At 65.1% G+C, this 22653-nt stretch carries 22 protein-coding genes and 1 riboswitch; of the genes, 9 read left to right on the top strand and 13 right to left on the bottom strand.

Going from position 1 to position 22653, the window contains the following annotated elements; genetic code table 11:
- The 3 genes from ASD14_RS09265 to ASD14_RS09275 form a co-directional block, all read right to left on the bottom strand.
- A partial coding sequence (locus ASD14_RS09265) for a TonB-dependent receptor plug domain-containing protein (protein WP_157475243.1) occupies positions 1-571 on the bottom strand: 571 nt, incomplete at its 3' end.
- Between the two features lie 223 nt (positions 572-794).
- Positions 795-1613 (bottom strand): hypothetical protein, encoded by an 819-nt coding sequence (locus ASD14_RS09270; RefSeq protein WP_200947056.1) that lies wholly within the window; start codon positions 1611-1613, stop codon positions 795-797.
- A 143-nt stretch (positions 1614-1756) separates the two neighbouring features.
- Positions 1757-2668: an Hsp33 family molecular chaperone HslO gene (locus ASD14_RS09275; protein ID WP_056132448.1), complete on the bottom strand. Its 912-nt coding sequence runs from the start codon at positions 2666-2668 to the stop codon at positions 1757-1759.
- A gap of 89 nt (positions 2669-2757) precedes the next feature.
- Between ASD14_RS09275 and mtgA the strand changes: the two genes are divergently transcribed.
- The 3 genes from mtgA to ASD14_RS09290 are packed head-to-tail and all read left to right on the top strand — an operon-like array spanning position 2758 to position 4981.
- On the top strand, positions 2758-3543 hold the full coding sequence (gene mtgA / locus ASD14_RS09280) for a monofunctional biosynthetic peptidoglycan transglycosylase (RefSeq protein ID WP_056132450.1): 786 nt from the start codon (positions 2758-2760) through the stop codon (positions 3541-3543).
- 30 nt (positions 3544-3573) lie between these two features.
- On the top strand, positions 3574-4593 hold the full coding sequence (locus tag ASD14_RS09285; protein ID WP_056132454.1) for a glycosyltransferase family 2 protein: 1020 nt from the start codon (positions 3574-3576) through the stop codon (positions 4591-4593).
- The gene (locus ASD14_RS09290; RefSeq protein ID WP_056132457.1) at positions 4553-4981 is read left to right on the top strand and encodes a CBS domain-containing protein; all 429 of its coding nucleotides are present in this window, start codon (positions 4553-4555) and stop codon (positions 4979-4981) included. The genes ASD14_RS09285 and ASD14_RS09290 overlap by 41 nt, the downstream gene beginning before the upstream one ends.
- Before the next feature lie 133 nt (positions 4982-5114).
- On the opposite strand, the gene ASD14_RS09295 is transcribed toward ASD14_RS09290, so the two are convergent.
- The 3 genes from ASD14_RS09295 to ASD14_RS09305 form a co-directional block, all read right to left on the bottom strand.
- On the bottom strand, positions 5115-7079 hold the full coding sequence (locus ASD14_RS09295) for an AsmA family protein (RefSeq protein ID WP_056132461.1): 1965 nt from the start codon (positions 7077-7079) through the stop codon (positions 5115-5117).
- Positions 7080-7088: 9 nt separating this feature from the next.
- Positions 7089-7307 (bottom strand): hypothetical protein, encoded by a 219-nt coding sequence (locus ASD14_RS16510; RefSeq protein WP_235565367.1) that lies wholly within the window; start codon positions 7305-7307, stop codon positions 7089-7091.
- Between the two features lie 258 nt (positions 7308-7565).
- Complete coding sequence (locus ASD14_RS09305) at positions 7566-8216, bottom strand: hemolysin III family protein (protein WP_056132467.1); 651 nt, start codon at positions 8214-8216, stop codon at positions 7566-7568.
- 98 nt (positions 8217-8314) lie between these two features.
- On the opposite strand from ASD14_RS09305, the gene ASD14_RS09310 reads away from it, so the two are divergent.
- Together ASD14_RS09310 and ASD14_RS09315 are read left to right on the top strand one after the other, a co-directional pair.
- A complete protein-coding gene (locus ASD14_RS09310; protein ID WP_056132472.1) occupies positions 8315-8938 on the top strand; it encodes a sulfotransferase family 2 domain-containing protein in 624 nt (207 codons plus the stop codon).
- A gap of 8 nt (positions 8939-8946) precedes the next feature.
- On the top strand, positions 8947-9573 hold the full coding sequence (locus tag ASD14_RS09315; RefSeq protein WP_056132475.1) for an aspartyl/asparaginyl beta-hydroxylase domain-containing protein: 627 nt from the start codon (positions 8947-8949) through the stop codon (positions 9571-9573).
- A 119-nt stretch (positions 9574-9692) separates the two neighbouring features.
- Here the strand turns inward: ASD14_RS09315 and ASD14_RS09320 are convergent, their stop codons facing one another.
- The 3 genes from ASD14_RS09320 to ASD14_RS09330 all read right to left on the bottom strand — a co-directional run bounded on the left by ASD14_RS09320 (position 9693) and on the right by ASD14_RS09330 (position 13387).
- Entirely contained in the window at positions 9693-11297 is a 1605-nt protein-coding gene (locus tag ASD14_RS09320) for a peptide chain release factor 3 (RefSeq protein WP_056132478.1), read from the bottom strand.
- A gap of 67 nt (positions 11298-11364) precedes the next feature.
- The gene (locus ASD14_RS09325; protein ID WP_235565368.1) at positions 11365-12228 is read right to left on the bottom strand and encodes a M23 family metallopeptidase; all 864 of its coding nucleotides are present in this window, start codon (positions 12226-12228) and stop codon (positions 11365-11367) included.
- A 64-nt stretch (positions 12229-12292) separates the two neighbouring features.
- Complete coding sequence (locus ASD14_RS09330) at positions 12293-13387, bottom strand: 6-bladed beta-propeller (RefSeq protein WP_082538924.1); 1095 nt, start codon at positions 13385-13387, stop codon at positions 12293-12295.
- A 169-nt stretch (positions 13388-13556) separates the two neighbouring features.
- Positions 13557-13692, top strand: a riboswitch (SAM riboswitch).
- 67 nt (positions 13693-13759) lie between these two features.
- On the opposite strand from ASD14_RS09330, the gene ASD14_RS09335 reads away from it, so the two are divergent.
- The 3 genes from ASD14_RS09335 to ASD14_RS09345 are packed head-to-tail and all read left to right on the top strand — an operon-like array spanning position 13760 to position 17210.
- On the top strand, positions 13760-14836 hold the full coding sequence (locus ASD14_RS09335) for a homoserine O-succinyltransferase (RefSeq protein ID WP_056132484.1): 1077 nt from the start codon (positions 13760-13762) through the stop codon (positions 14834-14836).
- The gene (locus ASD14_RS09340) at positions 14833-16044 is read left to right on the top strand and encodes an O-succinylhomoserine (thiol)-lyase (protein WP_056132486.1); all 1212 of its coding nucleotides are present in this window, start codon (positions 14833-14835) and stop codon (positions 16042-16044) included. Before ASD14_RS09335 ends, ASD14_RS09340 begins: the two co-directional genes overlap by 4 nt.
- The gene (locus ASD14_RS09345) at positions 16041-17210 is read left to right on the top strand and encodes a hypothetical protein (RefSeq protein ID WP_082538881.1); all 1170 of its coding nucleotides are present in this window, start codon (positions 16041-16043) and stop codon (positions 17208-17210) included. The genes ASD14_RS09340 and ASD14_RS09345 overlap by 4 nt, the downstream gene beginning before the upstream one ends.
- Here the strand turns inward: ASD14_RS09345 and ASD14_RS09350 are convergent.
- Positions 17207-19435 carry an EAL domain-containing protein gene (locus ASD14_RS09350; RefSeq protein WP_056132488.1) on the bottom strand — a complete coding sequence of 743 codons (2229 nt, stop codon included), beginning with the start codon at positions 19433-19435 and terminating at the stop codon, positions 17207-17209. The two genes, ASD14_RS09345 and ASD14_RS09350, sit on opposite strands and share 4 nt — an antisense overlap.
- A gap of 109 nt (positions 19436-19544) precedes the next feature.
- The gene (locus ASD14_RS09355) at positions 19545-20957 is read right to left on the bottom strand and encodes an L-serine ammonia-lyase (RefSeq protein WP_056132493.1); all 1413 of its coding nucleotides are present in this window, start codon (positions 20955-20957) and stop codon (positions 19545-19547) included.
- Between the two features lie 96 nt (positions 20958-21053).
- Here ASD14_RS09355 and ASD14_RS09360 point away from each other — a divergent pair, with 96 nt between their 5' ends.
- A complete protein-coding gene (locus ASD14_RS09360) occupies positions 21054-21305 on the top strand; it encodes a glutaredoxin family protein (RefSeq protein ID WP_056133431.1) in 252 nt (83 codons plus the stop codon).
- Positions 21306-21486: 181 nt separating this feature from the next.
- Here ASD14_RS09360 and ASD14_RS09365 read toward each other — a convergent pair whose 3' ends face one another.
- Together ASD14_RS09365 and ASD14_RS09370 are read right to left on the bottom strand one after the other, a co-directional pair.
- Positions 21487-22038, bottom strand: coding sequence for a YceI family protein (locus ASD14_RS09365; RefSeq protein WP_056132496.1), 552 nt, complete (start codon positions 22036-22038; stop codon positions 21487-21489).
- Entirely contained in the window at positions 22028-22639 is a 612-nt protein-coding gene (locus ASD14_RS09370) for a cytochrome b (protein WP_082538882.1), read from the bottom strand. Before ASD14_RS09370 ends, ASD14_RS09365 begins: the two co-directional genes overlap by 11 nt.
- Positions 22640-22653 lie beyond the last annotated feature (14 nt).

Below are 22653 nucleotides of genomic sequence, written 5' to 3' on the forward strand. Positions count from 1 at the left end.
CGTACTGGCCAATGTAGGCGTTGGCTTCGGCACCGTCGAAGTTCTGGCGCAGGATGACGTTCACGACGCCGGCGATGGCATCCGAACCGTAGATCGAGGATGCGCCGTCCTTCAGGACTTCGATGCGCTCCACCGCAGCGGTCGGGATGGTGTTGAGGTCGACCGCGCCGCCCAGGCCGGTACCACCGATCCAGCGACGGCCGTTGACCAGCACCAGGGTGCGGTTGGAACCGAGGTTGCGCAGGCTGACGCGGGTTTCGCCGTTGCCCCCGTTGTTGAACGTGCTGTTGAGGGTGGAGCCGTTCGACGTGATGTTCTGGATCACGTCGCCGACCGACGTCAGGCCTTGGGCGCTGATTTCGTCGCGGCTCAGCGAGAACACCGGCTGCGAGGTTTCGATGTCGGTGCGCTTGATGCGCGAACCGGTCACCTCGATGCGATCGAGGGTAGTGGCTTCTTTTTCCTGCGGCGCCGCGGCGTCCTGCGCGAACGCAGTGCCGGTGCCGGCGATCGTGCCCACTGCGATAGCAATTTTGATTGCGTCGCGGAGCTGGTTGGTCTTCAAGGTCATCTCTCTCTCCAAGTCGGTCTTGGTTTATTTCCCATGGGAACCTCCCCGGTGGGGTCAAGAAAGACACCAAATCCGGCAAGGCCGTCCGGATAGTAGACCCGTCCTTTGAAAAATTAAAGTGTCGTTAACAAACGCCGCCGAATGGCCTGCAGGCGGCGCCAGCGGGATCAAGGACAATGCAGAGAAAGCTGGGAGGCCCCCAAATCGGGCCTCAGAGAGCGAGCTAGAGATCCTGCTCGTACCGGACGTAGGGCACGGTGCCCTCGTCCTTGTCGCTATTGCCGGGGGCAAACGGATTCTTGCCGCGGGTGACGACGTTTTCGGCGCCGACGGTGAGCTGGCCGCTCCAGGGCGTGCGCCAGGTAAGCCCCAGTCCCAAGCCGCTCCATTGGCCTGGCAGGCCGGGGGTGTCGACGACGCGGCCGATGATGTTTGCGCCAAAATTTCCCACGCCCGCCCCGAGTGTGATGGTCCTGGTCGTCCAGCGGTCGGCGACTTCGGAGGGGATGTCGTCGGCCGGGATCAGCCGCGCCCGGGCCAGCGTGCCGCCGATGGAAACGGTTGCCTCGCGGCCGACGTTCTTCTGGCCATAGAACGTCAGGCTGTTCTCGTCGACGCGGCTCGTCTTGCTGTTGGGACTCAGCCACGCGGGCAAGGTGTCGCGGGCATTGCCGAAGACAAGGCCGATGCGGTTGCTGCCGCGGGTAAGGCTGGTGCCTGCACTGAGCTGGCGATCGTTGCTGCCGTCGTTGTCGAGCGTGGCGAGCATGCAATGGTTGGCGAGGTTGCCAATGGTCGCGGCGAGTCCGCTCTTGCGATCGCACACCAAGCCGAGCGTGTCGCCGGCCGCCACCCCGAAAACCGCGTCGAGCGTGTTGCCGCCGGCGCGCCACCGGGCCCCTGCAGCGGGAGCCGCGCTCGGCTCGAGTTGCAGGACGGCTTCGAGCTTGCCGTTCGTATTCCACACCGGGAGCAACGTCGCGTCCGAACGCGTAGCCGTCGACTGCGCATGCGCGCCCGTGGCTGCACCGAAGGCGAGCAACAGGGCGAGAGGCAGTTGGAGCAGGCGCGCTTTCATGGCGTGGTTACGACCTGGTAGGGCCGGCGAAGTTCCCCGCTTTCTGGGTCTGGGACTATAGCTACTTTATGCTTATTTAACAATCTGTGCGATCCGTCGCAAGCTGCTTATTGGGTACGTTCCGGGGCGGGCTGGACGTCCGGTCCGGGGGTGAAAAGGCCGGTGATCTGCTCCGTGCTGAAGCGGTACGACTGGCCGCAGAACTCACAACGCACGACTGCCTCCCCGTCGGTCAGGGCGGCATGGGCTTCCTCCTCTCCGAGCGAGGCCAGCATCGACTCGACCCGTTCCCGGGAGCAGGAGCATCCGAATGCCAGGGGCTTGGTGCCGAGCATCTGGACCCCGTCCTCATGGAACAGGCGCGTCACCAGTTGCTCGTCCGTCCATTCCAACAACTCGCGTGGTGAGAGCGTGTCAAACAGGGCGCCGGCACGCGACCATCCGTCGCCATCGCCCGCATCCCCGGGGAGCTTCTGCAGCATGAGCCCAGCGGCGGAGTTCTCGTCTGCGGCCAGCAGAAGGCGCGTGGGCAGCTGCTCCGACCGGCGGAAGTAATCCTCGAAGGCCCCTGCAAGGGAATCCGCCTCCAGTTCCACGAGGCCCTGGTACCGGACCGGCTCGCGATCGTCGCGCGAAGGATTTTCGATGGTGATCGCAAGTACGGCATCTGGTCCCAGTTCGCGCAGGTCCCGCGAAACGGTTCCGTCCTCCGCCAACTGCGCGATGCCGCGCAGTGTGCCTGCCGCCGTGCACTCAGCGAACAAGGCCCGCAGCGCGCCGTGTCCGCGAAGCTGTACCGACAACCGGCCATCGACCTTGGCGTGACCGGTGAACAGCGCGGATGCAGCTACGGCTTCGCCCAGCAGTTCGGCGGCGGCCTCGGGCAGTTCCTGATTGAAACTGGCGACGCGGGTGCGTATCTGCTGCCAGGTCTCCCGCAGGTGCACGCGAACGCCGCGAACGCCGGCACCATCGATCAGGAAACGGCTCAGCTGGTCACGGTCTGCAAGGTTCGTCATCGGATTCACACGGTAAGGCGCGCAGCAGTCAAGGGATAATGCGCGCGGTTTGCGGGGATGGCCGCAAAGATGGGGATGGGGGAAGTCGGGTGCAAGACGCAGAACAGAATACGGTCGCTGTAGCGGTTTCGCCCGGGCGCAGGCGCTGGCGTTCGTGGTTGTGGCGGCTGCCCCTGCTGTTCGTGGCGATAACGGTTCTGCAGGTGTTGCTGTTGCGATTCATCGACCCGCCGTTCACCGCTTTCATGGCGGCGCGGCAGTTGGAAGCCGTGGGTTCGGGCGACTTCGGCTTCCGTGTCGCCTACGACTGGCGCGATCTGGATGACATCTCGCGAAACGTGCCGCTGGCGATGATCGCTTCGGAAGACCAGAACTTCGCGAACCACAACGGCTTCGATTTCCAGGCGATTGAAAAAGCGCGTGCGCACAACGAGCGTGCCGAAGAGCGCGCGCGCAAACGGAACAAGCCGGTCAAGCGGATCCGCGGCGCCAGCACCATCAGCCAGCAGACGGCCAAGAATCTTTTCCTGTGGAAGGGACAGGGCGTCACGCGCTGGGCCCGCAAGGGACTGGAGGTCTGGTACACCCTGTTGATCGAAACACTGTGGCCGAAGAGCCGCATCATCGAGGTCTACGTCAATACCGTGGAGCTCGGTAACGGCGTGTACGGCGCGCAGGCCGCGGCACGCACGTATTTCCGCAAGGACGCCAACCGGCTCGCGCCCGCGGAGGCCGCGAGAATGGCCGCGGTTCTGCCGAATCCGCGGCGCTACAGCATCGCCCGGCCGGGACCTTACGTGCAGCGCCGCAGCAATGCGATCCAGCGGCAGATGCGCTACATGGGCGGACCGGCGTTCCTGCAGCGGCTCGACTGAAGCAGAGGCCTGCCGCGTTACCATCCGCCCATGACCCGTGACCTGCTGACCGTAGTTGTAGCGGCCTACAACGAAGCCGATGCATTGCCGCTGCTTCATCCGCGACTGAGCGCCGCGTTGCAGGGCATGCATGACGTCGACGGGCGCGTCCTCTATATCGACGACGGAAGCCGCGACGCCACCTGGACGGTGCTGCAACGGATCGCGGCCGGCGATCCACGTGTGAGCCTGCTGCGCCTGTCCCGCAACTTCGGCAAGGAAGCTGCGCTGACCGCAGGCCTCGATCGCGTGGAAGCGGGCGCGGCGCTGATCCTCGACGCCGACGGCCAGGACCCGCCGGAACTGATCCCGCAATTCGTCGCCAGGTGGCGTGAAGGCTATGACGACGTCTACGGCACCCGCATCGAACGCGAAGGCGAGGGCTGGATCAAGCGCGCGACGGCGCATGCCTTTTATCGCGTCATCGGGCGCCTGTCGCATACGCCGATTCCTGCCGACACAGGTGATTTCCGGCTCCTGTCGCAGCGCTCGCTCGCTGCATTGCGGGAAATGCGCGAGCGCCATCGCTTCATGAAAGGGCTGTTCGGTTGGGTCGGATTCAATACCGTCGCGATCCCCTACCACCGCGACGCACGCAGCGCCGGCGACAGCAAGTTCAACCTGTGGCGCCTGTGGAATTTCGCGCTGGAAGGCATCACCAGCTTCTCGACCGCACCCTTGCGCCTGGCGACCTACCTCGGGCTGCTGACGGCGGCCGTCGCGTTCCTGTATGCCCTGTGGGTGATCGTGAAGGCGCTCTTCTGGGGCGATCCCGTGGCGGGCTGGCCGACCATGATGGCGGTGATCCTTTTCCTCGGCGGAGTACAGTTGATCGCGCTGGGCATGATCGGCGAATACCTGGGCCGCATCTATGACGAAGCCAAGCAGCGGCCGCTGTACCTGGTCGACGTCTGGAAGCCGGCGGCAGGAGTATTCTCGGTCCCGCCAGTCGCCAGCGAAGGAGAAGCCCATGCGTACCGTACGGCAGCTGCTCGAAGCGAAAGCCCCTGAGATCTATGCGATAGCGCCCGACGCGCCGGTGATCGACGCGATCCGGCTGATGGCCGAAAAACGGATCGGCGCGGTGCTGGTCATGGAAGGGTCGCGGCTGGCAGGCATCCTCTCGGAACGCGACTACGCGCGGAAGATCGTGCTGCAGGGCCGCTCATCGGGCGACACGCCGGTGAGCACGATCATGACGGCCGATGTCATCACCGTGCGCCCCGACGACACCGCGGACCATTGCATGCAGGTCGTCACCGACAACCGTATCCGCCACCTGCCGGTAGTCAGGGGTGGCGAAGTAATCGGCGTGGTATCGATCGGCGATCTCGTGAAGGCGGTGATCGAGGACCAACAGGTCGAACTCGATCAGTTGCAGCGGTATATCGCGAGTTGATGCATTCAAGCGGCGGTCTGCGTGAAGCCTGGATGTGCACGGGGACGTAAAAACGCGAAGTCACGGGCCCCGCCAGAAGCATGCGGGGATGACGAATTGGCAAAGCAGTGCGCACAGCACACGGGCCGGTTCGTCACTTCGCGTAGCGCCCGCCGCACGACGAATCCTTGCCCGGTCCGAGTTCCAGCGTCGCCAGCAACGCGGCGGGCGGCGCGATGTTCCCCAGCACCACCGCCAATGCGCCGCGCAGGCCGATGCGCCCGTAGTCCGGATGGAATTCGGGGTCCTTGAATGTGCCGTCGATCCACAGCGGTGCGCGCAGCGAGATGAGGCTGCGGTCTTTCGGACGTGGTCGCAGTTTCAGACGCAACGTTTCGTCGCGAAGACTGATCGTGCCCTCGCCAAGGATGATCGTGTCAGTGGTGTCGAACGCGAGCGAACGGGCCTTCATGACGCCGTTCTCCACCGCGAAATCGCCGAAGGCGCAGCGGATCGGCACCTTGCGGTCGCCACGAACGATGAACTTGAGTGTTTCGGCGACATCGATGCCCGCCAGCTCCATCATCAGGTTGCTGATCTGCCCGCGCCCCATGCCGACGGCTACATCACCGTCGCTGCTGCCGAGCATCAGCGCGATCGAATTACCGGTGCCCGCGAGGTTCACCTTGCCGCCAAGCCGCCCGATCGCGTCCTGCGCGAGCTTCACGTCGGGAACCAACTGCCGCAGGTTCAATCCACTGGCATCGATCCTGGCGCGGGTACGGATCGGACTTTCGCGCGCGTCCATTCGTACGATTGAACGCACCTGTCCGCCCGCGACGCCGAAGTTGAGCGGCTCCAGGCGCAGCAACCCGTTCTCGAGCCGCAGGTGCGTTTCCATGTTGTCCAGCGGCCATTTCGGCGCGTTGATGCGGTGCGCCTTGTAGCGGACGTCGGCATCCATGGCGCGAAGCTTGTCGAGCTCATAGGGACGATCCGGCAACAGGCGTGTTTTCGCGCGATCGCTTGCGGTCTGTGCCGCGAATCGCGCGTTCGTGGATTCGCCATCGCCGGCGTGCGGTGCCTTGCCGATGAAGCCGGCCAGATCGTCGAAGTCAAGCCGCTTCGAAGCGATATCCGCGTGCAGGTCGGGCCTTGCGCCGCCTGTTGCGACGCTCGCATCGCCGGCGAGGTCGCTGTCGCCGACGACGCCCCGGAAATTGTCGTAGTGCCAGATGTATCCGTTGGGCCCGTTGGCCTCCCGCGTAAGCCGGCCATCGAGTTTGTAGGGCGGCGTATTGGGCGTAACGATGCCGATCAGCGGATACAGATCGGCCATGTCCTGGCCCGAGAGGGCCAGTTGCAGGTCGAAGTCGCGCAGCAGTATCGGATCGGTCAGCGTTCCGCGAGCGTGTGCCTTCGTCGCACCCGCTGTTGCATGCGCATCGACGTGGTACGGACGCTGACGATCCCGTAGGGCCAGCGGTGACTCGGCCGTTCCTTCCACCCGGAAGCGATTGCCTTTCCAGTGTCCGCCGCCTTCGACAACAACCGAAGATCCGGCCTTCTCATGCGTGCGCTGGCTGGATACATCGGCCGCGATGTCGGTGCGGGCGGCTGCATCGACGAAGGTCAGTTTTCCGCCGTCGATCCGGAGTTGCGCGAACTGCGTGTCGGTTTCGCCGCCTTTACCGAATTTCCAGTTGCCGATGCGTTGCGGGCCCATCTCAAGATGCAGTACCGGCCGTGTGAGCCGCAGGTCTGGAATGCGGACCTGGCGGCGCAGCAACGGCCAGACTTCTATCCTGAACTCGACGCGATCGGCGGAGGCCATCGTCGGCTGTTTCGACCACTTCGCATTGCCGAAGCGCAGGCGATCCGCGCGGATGGTCGGCGTGGTCCAGTCGAGGTCGACGTCGAGGTTTCCACCGATGTCGAATTCGCGCCCGGTGCGCGCTTCCACCTGGCGTTCAATGGGACCTTTGAACCAGTTCCAGTCCCACAGCAGGATCAGGATGGCCAGTCCCACCAGGATCAGGCCCAACAAGCTCAGCCATGGATGGCGCCGCAAGCCGCCCGCGATTGCAACAGCCGATTCGCGCGGGCGATGCATGTCCATGCCGGGCGTTCAATCGGCCTCGTGGCAGGCGAAACCACCCGTTTCGTCCTGGCCAAGCGTTGCGCCTTCGCTGCCGATATCAAACGACAAGGCCACACCGGCATATCGCGGAGGAGCACTGTTGGCTACGCGGGAAATGTCGATGATGCGTCCGTCATGAAGAATGACGCGCGCAGTGTTGCTGCCAACGATGTCGACGCGATGGCCCTGTTCGCAGCTGTAGCGCATCGTGACCCCGGCGGGACGCATCTCCCGTCCGCGCATCGCGCTCGCCTGCATCGGCGGTAGCTCTGCCGTTTCAGTGCGGGTCGCGGTGTCAGGTTGCGGCGGTGATACGGTTGGCTTGCATCCCGCTACTAGCATGGCCAACGACAGCGCGTATGCGAAACGCGTCATCACGGCCTCCGTGGCTTGGTTGGTTCCACCTTCGACAACCCGGGGTCAAGCGTGGGTGAATGCGTTGTGGGCGATTCAGAGTTGCGAAGCTCAGGCGCGGTGCAATACCTGCGCCATGACGGCGACGTAATGGCAGACGCTGCCCCCAATCACGAACATGTGCCAGACCGCATGCGAATACCGCATCGCGGGCCGGTGATAGAACAAAGTGCCCAGCGTGTAGCAGGCGCCACCGGCGAGCAGCCATCCGAACGTCCAGCCATCGAGGGCGCGGAACACCGGCACGATCGCGGCGAGCACCAGCCAGCCCATGGCGACATAGATCATCGTCGACAGCAGCTTGAAGCGTCCGGTGAAGAACAGCTTGAAAGCGATGCCGGCAAGCGCCAGCGTCCAGATTGCCGCGAACAGCCACCAGCCAAGCGCGCCGCGCAGCCCGATCAGCGTAAATGGCGTGTAGGTCCCGGCGATCAGCAGATAGATCGCGCAATGATCGAAGACCTTCAGCCGCGCCTTCGCGAGCGGATGCCGGATCGCGTGATAGAGCGTCGAGGCGACATAGAGCAGCAGCAGGCTGATTCCGAACACGATGGCCCCAACCAGTTGCCACGTGTCTCCGCGAGTGGCTGCGAGCGCGATCAGTACCGCCCCGCCTGCCAGTGCGGCGGTAGCGCCCAGGCCATGGGTCCAGGCGTTGGCCAGTTCCTCGCGGGCGTCGTGCGGAGCCGATATCACTGTCATGGTCAGAGAATCGTCCGGGTGCGTGGAGCAAATGCTCCGGGGCGGAAGCGCGGGGGCTCGCCTATCATTTGTTCCGGCTTCCCGCACCTGGCGTCCGCATGATCATCTCGCACCAGCACCGCTTTGTCTTCGCCGCCATTCCCAAGACGGGAACGCATTCAGTCCGGCAGGCGTTGCGGGAGCACATGAGTGCGGAGGACCTGGAGCAGGTGGGACTGTTCGTCAACAAACGGTTTCCGTTCGCGGAACTTGCGTCCATCAAACATGGGCATATCACCCTGGAGCAGATCCGGCCGTACTTGGGGGAAGAGAAGTTCGCGAGCTACCTGAAGTTCGCATTCGTACGCAATCCGTTCGATCGTTTCGTTTCGTACTGTGCCTTCATGACCCGGGCAACCGATGCGTTCAATCGCAATCCAAAAGCGGTGATGCGCAACATCCTGTTCGAAGTACGGCCCATGCATCACATCCTCTTCGTACCCCAGCACACGTTTGTCACCGCGGAAGACGGGCGGATGCTGGCTGACACTGTCGGGCGTGTGGAGGAAATGCAGGCCTCCTACGATGCCATCTGTGCCCGGATCGGCATTCCGTCCCGCCTGCTGGACCAGGTCAACAGTTCGCGTCGCGGGGATTACCGCAATTACTATGACCAGCAACTGATCGATGGCGTGGCCGACCTCTATCGCCGCGATCTCGAGTTGTTCGACTACCGGTTCTGAGCTCCGCCATGAACGTTCCAGCTTCCACGATAACCATGCTGCCCAATCCACGAAAAACCACGTCGGTCCGTCCGCTTGGCCGCGTAGACATCGGCAGCCTTCGCAGTGCCGTGCTTGCCATTCCCGAGTCGGCCTGGGATGCCGAGAACCAGGGAAAGCCCAATCATCGATATAAGGCTTTCACCGATACCCGCCACATCATTTTCCGGTTCATCACCAATCACGAAGATTGGCGGGAATCCGCGGATTGGCCGTTGTGGCCGGCTTGGCGAAGTGTGCTCATTCCGGTAATGGAGCAGGCCACGCGTCCCTATGGGTACGGGAGGCCTGCGTATCCCAGGGTCATGCTGGCGCGAATGCCCCCGGGTGGCGAAATCCTGCCGCATGTCGACGCGAATCCTGCAGCGCAGTGGCCGCACAAGATCCATGTCCCGCTACTGACCAATCCGCAGGTCGGATTTCGCATAGGGGAAAAGGTGTATCACTTCCCGGAAGGAGACGCTGTCGAGGTAAACAATCTGGGGATCCATGCGGTGCGCAATGATGGAACGACGGATCGTATTCACCTGATTTTCGAGTACTACGATCTGGACCAGCCTGATCCCGGTTGGATAAACAAAAAAAGCCCGGGTTGACCGGGCTTTTCATTTCGTGTCGAAGCGTTTGTTGCGTCCCGGTCTGCTCGGCCTATTAATGTCGCGGCCCCGCGGTACGGGCGTTAGCCAATCGAACTGGAATGTGGGCCGGTCAGTATCTAGTCGATCGACACCGCATGCGCATGTTCGCGGGTGGCGAGGAACTGCACGCCCGGCGCGCGTTCCTGCGCGAGTTGCAGGTTGACGCGGGTCGGGGCCAGGTAGACCAGCTCACCCGCGGCGTCAACCGCCAGGTTCATGGCGTTCTTGTCGCGGAATTCCTCCAGCTTCTTCGCGTCCGCGCACTTGATCCAGCGAGCGGTGGCGACGTTGACCTGCTCGAAGCTGGCGTCGACGCCGTACTCGTCCTTCAGGCGATACGCCACCACGTCGAACTGCAGCATGCCGACTGCGCCCAGGATCAAGTCGTTTGACATCAGCGGACGGAAGAACTGCGTCGCACCTTCTTCCGACAACTGCGCCAGACCCTTCTGCAGCTGCTTGAGCTTCAGCGGATCGCGCAGGCGCGCACGACGGAACAGTTCCGGTGCGAAGTTGGGAATTCCGGTAAACGACAGTGATTCGCCCTCGCTGAAACTGTCGCCGATCGAGATCGTTCCGTGATTGTGGATGCCGATGACGTCACCCGGCCACGCGCTCTCGGCAATCTCGCGATCGCTGGCCATGAACGTGAGCGCGTTCGCCAGCTTCACTTCCTTGCCGCTGCGTGTGTGGAAGGTCTTCATGCCGGCACTGAACTTGCCCGAACAGATGCGCATGAATGCGACACGGTCGCGGTGCTGCGGGTCCATGTTCGCCTGGATCTTGAAGACGAAACCGGACAGATGCTGCTCGTAGGGCGCGACTTCGCGCGTGGTCGTCGCGCGCGGCTTCGGCGACGGCGCGTGTTCGACGAAGAAATCGAGGAGCAGCTGCACGCCGAAATTGTTGACTGCCGAACCGAAGAATACCGGTGTCTGCTTGCCGGCCAGGTACGCCGCGGGATCGAAGGGATGCGAGGCGCCCTGCACGAGTTCCAGTTCGTCGCGCAGCTCGGCAAGCATGGCGGCGCCGATGCGTGCCTCGAGGGCGGGATCGTCGATCGAGGGGAAGATCGTGGAATCCTGGCGGGTGAAGTTGCGGCCCTGTTCGTACAGATGCACTTCGCCCGTGACGAGATGCACCACACCCTTGAGGCGCTGGCCCATGCCGATCGGCCACGTGACCGGCGCGCACTGGATGCCGAGCACGCTTTCGACTTCGTCGAGCAGGTCGATCGGCGGCTTGCCCTCGCGGTCGAGCTTGTTGATGAAGGTCATGATCGGCGTGTCGCGCAGGCGGCACACCTCCATCAGCTTGATCGTGCGTTCCTCGACGCCCTTGGCGACGTCGATGACCATCAGCGCGGAGTCGACCGCGGTGAGCACGCGGTAAGTGTCCTCGCCGAAGTCGGCGTGGCCGGGCGTGTCGAGCAGGTTGACGATGCGGCCCTCGTACGGGAACTGCATCACCGACGACGTCACCGAGATGCCGCGTTCCTTTTCGAGCGCCATCCAGTCGGATGTCGCATGGCGCGCGGCCTTGCGGCCCTTGACCGACCCTGCCATCTGGATCGCGCCGCCGAACAGCAGCAGCTTTTCGGTGAGCGTGGTCTTGCCGGCATCGGGGTGCGAAATGATCGCGAAGGTGCGGCGGCGCTGGGCTTCGAGGGAAACGTCGGACATGGCAGCGGCGCGCCGGGCGACGCGTCGGGAAGCGGGAAAGGGCGGGAATTATAGGCCGCGAGGCGGCTCAGTGACCGGCGCCACCGGCAATCCGCAACGGGCCCGCCGGCCCGCGCATGCGGAACGGCAGTGACTCCAGCTTCATCCCGCGGTTCACCTGGATCACGAAATGCAGGTGCGGCCCGGTGGTGAAGCCGGTGTTCCCCGACAGCCCGATCTGCTGCCCCGCGCGCACGCGCTGGCCGACCCGGACCAGGACGCCTTCCTCGCGCAGGTGCGCGTACAGCGCCATCGTGCCGTCGTCGTGGAGGATGCGGATGAAATTGGCGCGGCCGCCGTAACGCTCGCGGTTGAGGCCCGCCTTGGCGAAGTCGTTCTCGACCTGCATGACCACGCCCTCGCGCGCTGCGAGCACCGGCGTGCCGATCTCCGCGGCGAAATCGATGGCATAGCGGTTCTGCGAGTCATTGTGGCTGAAGCCGCCACCGAATCCCTGGTCGATGCGAAACCCGCGCTGTTGCAGCGGCAGGAGGTACTCGAAGTCGCGGGGCTGCGCGCTGGGATCCCCGGGTAGGCTGTCCATCAGCAGCTCGCCGCCGCGCGAGCCGTCGAGCACCGCGACCAGCGTCGAGCCACGTGCGGGCACGGTGGCGCGCGCCGGCAGCGGCGGATCGCTATCGACGCCGCCCCCGCGCGATTGCAGCAGCACTTCGATCGGTCCCGCGAGATTGTTGTCGGCGAAGGCCAGATACCGCCCGTTGTTTGTTTCAAGGCGAAGGCGCGCGACGGCGCCCGGTTCGGCCGCCACGGGAATCACCTTCACCGACCCCGACTTCACCGCCGCACTCGCGTTGTCGGGCGCGCTGTCGCCGTAATGGGTGACGCCGTTCCGGTCGGTCCACTTGTAGACCTTGGCCGCGTGCGTGCTCATGGCGGCTCCGGCCACCAGTGCGGCAATCCCCAACGTAAGCAAGCGGCGTGAGAACACCATGTCCCTACTCGGTGCAACCCTGCTTCAGGTTGAGCGATCGTGCCACATCACGCAGGTCGAACGCCGCGATGGACTTGTCGTCGTGCACGGCAAACAGCGCGCCGCCCGGGAAGCCGGCGCTCGCCGCGGCATGCAGCGCCACGCCGTCCGTGCGCGCTGTGGTCGCACCGTGGAAGCTGCCGCGCGGTTGCAGCGTCACGCGATCGAACAGATGGAAGATGGTGAGCGGTGCGAGCTGATCGACCGCGATCCAGTAGCCGCTCCCGTCCGGGCAGGTCCAGAGCGCCACGCCCTCGGCTTCGGCCCCGAATGCATCCTGTGGCAGGGTGCGCCCCGTGTAGCGGCCGCTGAAACTGTACTCACGCAGCGTCGACAGATGCCGGCGGTCCTCGTCGGCGATGAGCATGCGGTCGTTGGCGGGATCGCCGGCGATCGATTCGACCATGCGCAGCGCGCTTTCCTCGCGCGTATCGCCGAAGGAACCTGCGTATTGCGCGCGCATGCCGCCGTCGTGGTCGAAGGAGACGCGATAACGACGCACGCGCTGGTCGAGTTCGTTGAACGGCGGCACCACATCGAACTTCTTGCCGTACATGAAGCTGTCGGTGACGTAGGCCTCGAACTCTCCCGGTTCGGTTTCGGTCAGCCAGATGCCGTAGGGGCTGCGCAGCTCCTTCTCGCCGAACATGCCGACGACCTTGAAGTCCGGCAGTGACAGCACCTGTACGCGATGGTTGTCGCGCTCGACGACGAACAGGTAATCGCCCTGCACGGCAACGCCGTTGGGGCGCTTGAACTCGCCCGGTCCCTGGCCCTCCTGTCCGATGGTGCGCAGCTGTTCGCCGGTATCCGCGTCGAACACCACCAGTCGATGGCTCGACTTGCCGCTGGCGATCAGCAGCGTCCTGCCGTCTTCGGTGGGCCAGGCCGCGAGCGAATCGAGCTCTTCCGTCGGCAGTTCGGCCGAGAGGTAGGCCTCCACGACCGTGACCGGCTCGGGAGCGGCGATGACAGGAGCGGGAGTGGATTCGCGTGGGGCGGTGGCGCAGGCGCCCAGCAGGGCAGCCAGGCCTGTGGCGAGAATAAAACGTGGATTCATGAAAGAAGTGTAGTCGGTACGCGCCGCGCGAGGCAGGTGGACGGAAGTGCACAGGAACGCGGCGCCGGAGCCTTGTCGTGCCGGAAGCGTCATGACGAAAGGGAATATGAATCTCTTTATGCGGATGAAGAGATTGACGAACGGCGCGAGGCGCTGGCAGACTGCCTGCCATCCATCGAGACCGGCTGAGGGACAGGCCCTTTGACGCCGGGGCAACCTACCGCTTCCACCGCATTGCGGTGACGGCGGGAAGGTGCCAACTCCTGCGGACCAGCCGCTTCGCGCTGTGATCCGGAAGATGGTTGTGGGTTCGCCGTTCGCGGCGGACGCGCAGCTGACGCCTCGGTGGTCCTCCTGGATGGAATCACCGTCATGAGCTTCGTCAGCACTTCCGAAAATCCTTCCTGCCTCCATCGGGCGACCGGCATCGATCCCGCATCCCTCCAGCCGGGCGCGCGCTCCGCCATTCCCGCACGGCGCGGCGACGTCGCGGTGACCCTGGCACTCCGGTATGCCGGCACCCGCACCGTGACGCTGCGCTACGAAATCCTCGGCCACGAAGATCTGCCGGCGGTATTCGTCGCAGGTGGCATCTCCGCTCACCGCCACGTGGCCGGTAGCGAGGCCTTCGCGGAGCCCGGTTGGTGGGAAGCGCAGTCCGGTGTTGGCCGTGCGCTGGATCCATCGCAGCACTGCATCGTCGGTTTCGACTGGCTGGGAGGCGACGGCACGCTCGACGTGGTGATCGATCCCGCCGACCAGGCCGATGCCGTCGCGGCCGTGCTCGATGCCCTGCGTATCGAACGGCTGCGTGCCTTCGTCGGCTGCTCATACGGCGCGATGGTCGGCCTGCAGTTCGCGGCGCGCCATGGCGCGCGCCTCGATCACCTGGTTGCGATCAGCGGCGCGCATCGCGCGCATCCGTTTTCGAGCGCATGGCGCGCGCTGCAGCGCCGCGCGGTGGCGCTGGGGGCGTTGCAGTGCGACGAAACGCACGGCCTCGCGCTCGCGCGCCAGCTGGCGATCCTGAGCTACCGCACGCCGGAGGAATTCGCCGGGCGTTTCGACGCCGCGAAGATCGTCGACGGCCGCGTGCGCGTCGCGGCCGAGGACTATCTCGATTACTGCGGCGCGCAGTACACCGCACGCACTTCGCCGGTCGCGTTCCAGCGCCTGTCCGAATCCATCGACCTGCAATCGGTCGAGCCCGAGCGCATCGACACGCCGGTGACGGTCGTCGCTGTCGAAGAGGACCGGCTCGTGCCCGTGGAAGACAGCACCGCACTCGCGCAACGCCTGCGCGGCAACGCGTGCATCGAAGTATTGAGTTCGCTGTATGGCCACGACGCCTTCCTCAAGGAGGAAGCCGCGATCGCCACCATCCTGACCCGGGCGCTGCAGGCAGCTGCGACGTTCCGTTCCGACATTTCCATCGAGGCCGCCGCATGAGCATCCAGCCCCTTCGTCCCGCTTTCCGCAATCGCTGTACCAGCGCCGTGCGCGCCGGCATCGATCGCGATCCTGCGTTCGGTGCGGTGACGCCGCCGATCGTGCTGTCGTCGAACTTCAGCTTCGCCGGCTTCGAGCAGAAGCGCCAGTACGACTACACGCGCAGCGGCAATCCCACGCGCGACCTGCTCGGCGAAGCGCTTGCGGACCTCGAAGGCGGCGCGGGTGGCGTCGTCACTGCGACGGGCATGGGCGCGATCACCCTGCTGCTGAACGCGCTGCTGCAGCCGGGCGATCGCCTGGTCGTGCCGCACGATTGCTACGGCGGCAGCTGGCGCCTGTTCAACGCACTGGCGAAGAAAGGCGCGTTCGAACTCGTCACCGCCGATCTCACCGATCCACGCGCGCTGGCTGAAGCCCTGCAGGATTCGCCCAAGGTGGTGTGGGTCGAAACGCCATCCAACCCGTTGCTGCGCATCACCGACCTGCGCTTCGTGATCGAAGCCGCGCACAAGGCCGGCGCGCTCGCGGTGGTCGACAACACCTTCCTGTCGCCGGTGTTGCAGCAGCCGATCGCGTTCGGCGCCGACTTCGTCCTGCATTCGACGACCAAGTACATCAATGGCCACAGCGACGTGGTCGGCGGCGCAGTCGTGTCGAAGGACGCCGAGCAGCACACGCAGGTCGTGTGGTGGGCGAATGCGCTGGGTCTTACCGGCTCGCCCTTCGACAGCTTCCTCACGCTGCGCGGCCTGCGCACGCTCGATGCACGCCTGCGCGTGCACGAGGAAAACACGCAGGCGCTGGTGGCACTGCTTGATGGACATCCTGCCGTCGCGGCGCTGCACTATCCGGGACTGCAGGATCATGCCGGCCACTCGATCGCGGCGAAGCAGCAGAGCGGTTTCGGCGCCATGTTGAGCGTGGAGCTCGAAGGCGGCGCGGACGCGGTGCGTGCGTTCCTCGATGGGCTGGAGTGCTTCACTCTCGCCGAGTCGCTCGGTGGCGTGGAAAGCCTCGTCGCGCATCCGGCGACAATGACCCATGCGGCGATGTCAGCCGAAGCGCGCGCCGCCGCCGGCATCGGCGACGGCCTGCTGCGACTGTCGGTCGGGATCGAGCACGCTGACGACCTGGCCGCCGACATCGCTGCCGCGCTCGAGCGCGCGCAGGCCTTCTGCGACGACAAACGCCGCGTCACGAAATGAGGACCAACGCCGGCGCGCTCGAAGCCGTCTTCCCGGCGCCGCGTTTTCGCCCGGAGGAGGTCGCGGCGCCACGCGCGCGCATCGCGCTGCTCGGCACCGGTACCGTCGGGCACGCCGTGCTCAAGCGGCTCGCGTCGTGGGTGGATACGCCATTCGCCGACAGGCTGCGGCTCGTGCACGTGGCGAATTCGCGGGTTGCAGTGAGTGATCAAGAAGGGGTGTGCCCGCGCCAGGCGGCGATGGCATTTGGCGCAAGCGCGTCAGCGTCAGCAGCACCTTCGCGCGTGGCGGCAGCGGCTCCATCCGATCTCATTGCCCCGGTAACAACGCTCGGCGCAGGCGGGTGCCGCATCATCATCGACGCCACCGCGAGCGAAGCTGTCGCCGAACAGCACGCGCGCTGGCTCACCCATGGCATCCACGTAGTGACCGCCTGCAAGCTGGGGCAGGGCACGTCGCTCGCGCGCTGGCGTTCGATCCGCGATGCAGCAGAAGCCGGTGCGGACTATGGCGACAGCGCCACCGTCGGTGCCGGATTGCCGCTGTTGCGTTCGCTGCGCGAGCTGCAAGCCGGCGGCGATCGCATCCACGGCATCGCGGGCGTTCTTTCCGGCTCGCTCGCGTGGCTCTTCAACCAGTACGACGGCATGCGGCCGTTCTCGGCGCTGGTGCGGCAGGCGCGCGACGCGGGATACACCGAACCCGATCCGCGCGACGATCTTTCCGGCGAAGATGTGCGCCGCAAGACCGTGATCCTCGCGCGCGCCGCCGGTTTCGAAATCGAGCCGCACGATGTCGAAGTGACTTCACTGGTGCCGCGCGAACTGGTGCTGCTGTCGAAGGAAGCCGTGGACGCCGCGCTGCCGGCGATGGACGTGCCTTTGCGCCGCCGCTTCGCCGAGGCCTACAAGAACGGCGAAAAGCTACGCTTCGTCGCGCGTCTGGATCGCAGTGATGATGGCCGGTGCCATGCACGGGTCGGACTCGAGGCACTGCCCGGCGACCATCCGCTCGCCGCAGGCACAGGCACCGACAACAAGGTGGCGATCTGGTCGGATCGCTACCGCACGCAGCCGCTGGTGATCCAGGGGCCTGGCGCCGGCGCGGAAGTTACCGCGGCCGGCCTGCTGGACGATGCACTGCGTATTGCCCGCTCGGTGCTTTAAGCGCTGCCAGCCCGGGCAATCGAAGGATCGGCCGCCGCCGGTGCGAAGAACGTCTCTATCGACTGCGGCCGCCCGAACAGATACCCCTGCGCGTAGTCGACCTGCATCTCCTGCAGGAGGCCGTGCTCGGAGGAGGTTTCCACCTGCTCGGCGATGGTGCTCTTGCCGATGACGTGCGCGATCTCGCCGATCGAGCGCACGACCGCCTGCGACAGCGGCGACTGGTCCAGGCCACGGATGAAGCTGCCGTCGATCTTGATGTAGTCGACGTCGAGATCGTTGAGGTAGCCGAAGGAGCAGAACCCCGTGCCGAAGTCGTCGAGTGCGAAGCGGCAGCCGAGGTCGCGCATCTGCGCGATGAAGCGTTGCGCGCGCTGGCGATCGCGCACGACGCTGGTTTCGGTGATTTCCAGGCACAGGTTCTGCGCCGGGAAACTGCTGCGGCGCAGGCGCGCGGCGAGGTAGTCGGCGAAGTGCTCGTCAGTCAGCGTGGCGCCGCTCAGGTTGATGCCGCAGCTGGAGACGCCCTTCGCGGCTTGCGGATTCTTTTCCATCCAGGTCAGCGCCGCGTTGATCACGTACCGATCGATGCGCGGGCCCATGCGGAAGCGTTCGGCAGCCGAAATGAATTCCGCGGGTACGTGGATGCGACCACTGGGCTCCTGCCAGCGCAGCAGCACCTCAAAATGCACGCCGGCGTTGCTGGTCCCATGCATCGGCACGATGGGCTGCACGTAGAGCAGGAACTGTTCGCGTTCAAGAACTTCGCGGATTCGCAGTGCCGAACGCATCACGGCGCTGTGCGCCTGCGCCTCGTCGCTACTGGGATAGGTGACGTGGAAGCGGTTTCCGCCGAGCTCCTTGGCGGCGAAACAGGCCGCATCCGCGTGCGAGAAGAGCACGTCGTAGTCGCGGCCGTTGAAGGGTTCGTTCTGCGCGGTGGCCGAAACCAGCCCGATGCTTGCGGTGGTCGTCAGCACCTGGTCGCCCCAGGGCACGCGCATCGCCTCGATTTCAGTGAGCAGGCGGCGTGCTTCCACGATCGCACCGGCTTCCGCGCGCGGCAGCAGGATGGCGAACTCGTCGCCACCGGTACGCGACACCAGCGCATCGTTGCCGACCGTTGCCGCGATGACGCCACCAATCGCGTGGATCATGTCGTCGCCGGCGACGTGGCTGGTGCTGTCGTTGATGATCTTGAGGTTGTCGAGATCTAGATACAGCAGAGTTGCGGGCGTGCTCGTGGTCGAAAGGTGGCGTCGGGCTTCTTCCTCGAACGCGGTGCGGTTGAGCAGGCCCGTCAGCGTGTCGCGTGTCGCACGCTGGTACAGCGCATACGAAGTCGTGCGCTGCTCCAGGCCTGCCAGCGCCATCATCACGGGGATAATCGCCACCAGGAAGAGCAGAAGCAGCAGGACCGTTGCTTCGAGTAGCGTCCTGGGCGCGGTAAAGCCGCCTAGGCCCAGTACCGTCGACACGCTGAAATAGAGAACGGTGATACCCGCGGTAACCGAGGTCCACACTGCAGAGAAACGCAGTGCCGACCACAGCAGCAACACCAGCGGGAGGCTGACCAGCCCGAGCACGTAAATCCCGCGATCGCCGAGCGAACGGATGGCGAGGAAGCACGTTGCCAGCAATGCGAGCCAGAAGAGGCGCTCGCGGATGTTCGATGGCTCATGGAACGGCGAGAGCGGGTGTTCCGGGTTGCGGCTGGTCGTCGCCAGCAGCAGCGTTGGCGTCACGACGGCAATGCCGAGCACGTCGCCAAGCGCCCATCGCGCGAACGCATCGGCGATATGCGCCGTTTCCAGTCGCCCGGTCTGTTGCAGGGCAAACACCCCGAACGCCGCGCTGAGGATCGCCAGCAACACGCCACCGCCCAGCAGCCGCATGCCGTCGCTGGTACGCAGGTGCATGGCCTGCCCGCGCAGCACGTACCACGCCGCGATGGCCGTGGCCGCGGTTTTCGCGGTGACGGTCAGGGTTACATAGAGCGGCGATGGATTCGCGGAGGACAATGCGAAAAGAAGCGTCCCGAGCGCGACCACGCCGGTCCAGCGCAGGCCGTAACGCACTGCAAGGGCATAGCCGATGCCGGCGCTTGGCCAGAGCAGTGAGACCCCATCGGGGCTGCGCAGAAAACGCGATGCAATCACCGCGCCGGCGAGATAGAGCGCAGTCCACAGCAGGAAGCGTTGGATGTCCCGGGCCTTTCCTTGCATGGCCCCAGTCTACAGTCGAAACCGCGGAGCGGGGTTCGCCGAATGCATCGTCATGCCGATTCTTCCCTTCAGCACTGCAGCGTGCGCCGGCATCGTGCCGCCGGAAGCGTCAGCATTCGATGACGTTGACGGCCAGGCCGCCGCGCGAGGTTTCCTTGTACTTGTCCTGCATGTCGCGGCCGGTGTCGCGCATGGTCTTGATCACCTTGTCCAGCGACACCTTGTGCTTGCCGTCGCCGCGCATCGCCATGCGGCTCGCGTTGATCGCCTTGACCGACCCCATCGCGTTGCGCTCGATGCACGGGATCTGCACCAGGCCGCCGATGGGATCGCAGGTAAGGCCGAGGTTGTGTTCCATGCCGATCTCGGCCGCGTTCTCGATCTGGCCGGGTGTGCCGCCGAGCGCGGCGGTGAGTCCCGCGGCCGCCATCGAGCAGGCCACGCCGACTTCGCCCTGGCAGCCGACTTCGGCACCGCTGATCGAGGCGTTTTCCTTGTAGAGGATGCCGACGGCCGCGGCGGTGAGAAGGAAGTCGAAGATTCCTTTTTCGCGGCCGTCCGGCTCATTCGCGCCGCCCGTTCTCGACGGTGCGCAGAAGCGGTCGTAGTAGTGCAGGACTGCTGGAATGATGCCGGCCGCGCCATTGGTGGGCGCGGTGACCACGCGACCGCCGGCCGCGTTTTCCTCGTTCACGGCCAGGGCGTAGAGATTGACCCAGTCGAGCACCGTCAGCGGATCGCGCATCGCGGCTTCGGGGCGTTCGGAGAGCTCCGCGTACAACGCCGGTGCGCGCCGCGCGACGTGCAGGCCGCCGGGCAAGGTGCCTTCCTGGAGGATGCCGCGGGCGACGCAGTCCTGCATCGCCTTCCAGATTTCGCGAAGCCCGTCACGAATTTCGGGGCCGCTTCGCCATGCGTGCTCGTTGGCGAACATCAGCTGCGCGATCGTGAGCCCATGCACTTCGCACTGCTGCAGCAATTCGGCGCCGCTGTGGAACGGGTAGGGCAGTTCGGTGGTGTCGGCGACGATGCGGTCTTCCGCCGCCTCGTCCTGGTTGACGACGAAGCCGCCGCCGACCGAGTAGTAATCGCGCGTAGCCAGCACTTCGCCATTCGCATCGAAGGCGGTGAATCGCATGCCGTTGGTGTGGAACGGCAGCTTCTGCCGCTTGTTCATGACGAGGTCGTTCTTCTCGTCGAACGGAATTTCGTGCCGGCCCAGTACACGGATCTTCTTTTCGCCACGGATGCGGGCGAGCGCGTCGGGAATCACGTCGGGATCGATCTGGTTCGGCATGTGGCCTTCCAGGCCCATCAGCACCGCCTTGTCGGTGCCGTGGCCACGGCCGGTCAATGCGAGCGACCCGAACACCTCGGCGCGGACGCGCGCGGTCTTCGCGAGATTGCCGTTCTCCTCGAGCCACTTCTGCGCGAAGCGACAGGCCGCCCTCATGGGGCCAACGGTATGGGACGAACTCGGCCCGATGCCGATCTTGAACAAATCGAAACTGCTGACAGCCACGCAATACTCCCGGGCCCACGAGGGATGGCAAGTGGGCGATCCGACTATTCTACGCGCCGCGGCGGACCTGCCCTGCCATACAGCATCGAACTGTTCATGCCCATTCCCAGGCCCCGCCTCACCTTGTTCCAGCGCGATGACTGCCACCTTTGCGACCTCGCGCTCGAGGTGCTGGCGCAGGCGCGTGCTCCGGAATTCGAAAGCGTGTTCATCGATGGCGACGACGAGCTCGAAGCGCGCTACGGAATCCGCGTACCGGTCTTGCGCGACGAGGAGCGTGCGGCCGAGCTGGGATGGCCTTTCGATGCCGAACAGTTGCAAAGGTGGCTTGGCCGGAACGGGGCGTAACGTGCGCCGTACGCACGATTGCATATCCCGTGCCGCTTGTAGATCGAGCCGCCGTTTGTAGCGTCGCGCCTGCGCGGGTGCTGACGGCCTACGACGAGCCGCACCGCAGGCACGGGCGTCACAGGGTGGCCTGTCGTTCGTGCAGGAGCAGCGGAGCAAGCTCCGCTCCACAAGGCCGGTCTTACTTCCCTGGCGTAAAGATCACCTTCGTGCCCACCGCGATGTCGTTCGGGATGAGCTCCGTATCGGCCCAATCGCCTTCGCCCACGCCGAAGTCGAGCCGCTTCACCACCGCCTTGCCGGTCAGCACCGGCTTGGCGCCCGGCGTCCAGGTGAAGGTCAGGGTGACCGGCTTGCTCACGCCGCGCAGGCTAAGGGTTCCGTCAGCCGCGTACCTGTTGCCGCCGAGTGCGCGGAATTTCGTCGCGGTGTAGCGCGCCTGCGGGAACTTCGCCGAATTGAAGAACGCGCTGCCGCGCATCTCGCCGTCGTAATCGCTGTTGCCGGTACTCGCGGTGGCCAGCGGAATGGTGACATCGAGCCTGGATGTCGCCAGTTGCGCTGGGTCGAACGAGAGCTTCGTGACGAAGCCCGGGAACTTGCCAGTGAATACTTCGCCCTGGTAGCTGCCGGCGAAGGTGAGCGCCGAGCCCGGCGCCTGCACATAGTCGGCGGCGAAAACCGGCGCCGCGCCGAGCAGGAGGGCGGCGAAGAGAATGGATTTAGACGACATCTCGTGATTCCTCGGTAATCGGGGGAAGGGCATGGTCAGTGCCCGGCACGCGCAGCCAGCCGCGCGGCAACATGCGCGCGAGCGTCGCGTCGTGCTGGAAAACGTGGTGGTAGATCGCCGCCGCAGCGTGCACGAGCGCGACCGCGATCAGCGTCCAGAACAGCCATTCGTGCACCTGTTCCGACAGTTCATGAAGCGATTCGTTCTTCGCCGCGATCGACGGCAGGTTGAAGAGGTTGAACCAGCGCAGCGGAAAGCCCGCGGCCGAATTCAGCACCCAGCCGCTGATCGGCATCGCGAACACCAGCGCGTAAAGCGCGCCATGGGTGAGCGAAGCGATGCGTTCCTGCCAGTGCGGCGTGCCCGGCACCGGCTTCGGCGCACCGGCATAGAGGCGCCATAGCAGGCGCAGCGCGATCAGCACGAGCACGGTGAGGCCGAAGGATTTGTGCAGCAGGTACACCTGGATCTTGTCCGGGCTGTTGCGCATCTCCGTCATCACCAGCCCGACGGTGCCCATCCCGAGGATCAGCAGCACGATCAGCCAGTGCAGCAGCTGGCTGACGGGGCCCCAGCGTTCGTCGGTGTTTTTCCAGGTCATGGACGGTCTCGTGC

This window comes from Lysobacter sp. Root494, assembly GCF_001427225.1.
Taxonomy (GTDB): Bacteria; Pseudomonadota; Gammaproteobacteria; order Xanthomonadales; family Xanthomonadaceae; genus Agrilutibacter.

Bases quoted from the DNA above. Each gene is read 5' to 3' on its own strand.
- ASD14_RS09275 (WP_056132448.1), bottom strand. From the start codon at position 2,668: ATGACGAACCTTGCAGACCGTGACCAGCTGAGCCGTTTCCTGATCGAT.
- ASD14_RS09285 (WP_056132454.1), top strand. From the start codon at position 3,574: ATGACCCGTGACCTGCTGACCGTAGTTGTAGCGGCCTACAACGAAGCC.
- ASD14_RS09290 (WP_056132457.1), top strand. From the start codon at position 4,553: ATGCGTACCGTACGGCAGCTGCTCGAAGCGAAAGCCCCTGAGATCTAT.
- ASD14_RS09295 (WP_056132461.1), bottom strand. From the start codon at position 7,079: ATGGACATGCATCGCCCGCGCGAATCGGCTGTTGCAATCGCGGGCGGC.
- ASD14_RS16510 (WP_235565367.1), bottom strand. From the start codon at position 7,307: ATGCGCTACAGCTGCGAACAGGGCCATCGCGTCGACATCGTTGGCAGC.
- ASD14_RS09305 (WP_056132467.1), bottom strand. From the start codon at position 8,216: ATGACAGTGATATCGGCTCCGCACGACGCCCGCGAGGAACTGGCCAAC.
- ASD14_RS09310 (WP_056132472.1), top strand. From the start codon at position 8,315: ATGATCATCTCGCACCAGCACCGCTTTGTCTTCGCCGCCATTCCCAAG.
- ASD14_RS09315 (WP_056132475.1), top strand. From the start codon at position 8,947: ATGAACGTTCCAGCTTCCACGATAACCATGCTGCCCAATCCACGAAAA.
- ASD14_RS09320 (WP_056132478.1), bottom strand. From the start codon at position 11,297: ATGTCCGACGTTTCCCTCGAAGCCCAGCGCCGCCGCACCTTCGCGATC.
- ASD14_RS09325 (WP_235565368.1), bottom strand. From the start codon at position 12,228: ATGAGCACGCACGCGGCCAAGGTCTACAAGTGGACCGACCGGAACGGC.
- ASD14_RS09330 (WP_082538924.1), bottom strand. From the start codon at position 13,387: ATGAATCCACGTTTTATTCTCGCCACAGGCCTGGCTGCCCTGCTGGGC.
- ASD14_RS09335 (WP_056132484.1), top strand. From the start codon at position 13,760: ATGAGCTTCGTCAGCACTTCCGAAAATCCTTCCTGCCTCCATCGGGCG.
- ASD14_RS09340 (WP_056132486.1), top strand. From the start codon at position 14,833: ATGAGCATCCAGCCCCTTCGTCCCGCTTTCCGCAATCGCTGTACCAGC.
- ASD14_RS09345 (WP_082538881.1), top strand. From the start codon at position 16,041: ATGAGGACCAACGCCGGCGCGCTCGAAGCCGTCTTCCCGGCGCCGCGT.
- ASD14_RS09350 (WP_056132488.1), bottom strand. From the start codon at position 19,435: ATGCAAGGAAAGGCCCGGGACATCCAACGCTTCCTGCTGTGGACTGCG.
- ASD14_RS09360 (WP_056133431.1), top strand. From the start codon at position 21,054: ATGCCCATTCCCAGGCCCCGCCTCACCTTGTTCCAGCGCGATGACTGC.
- ASD14_RS09365 (WP_056132496.1), bottom strand. From the start codon at position 22,038: ATGTCGTCTAAATCCATTCTCTTCGCCGCCCTCCTGCTCGGCGCGGCG.
- ASD14_RS09370 (WP_082538882.1), bottom strand. From the start codon at position 22,639: ATGACCTGGAAAAACACCGACGAACGCTGGGGCCCCGTCAGCCAGCTG.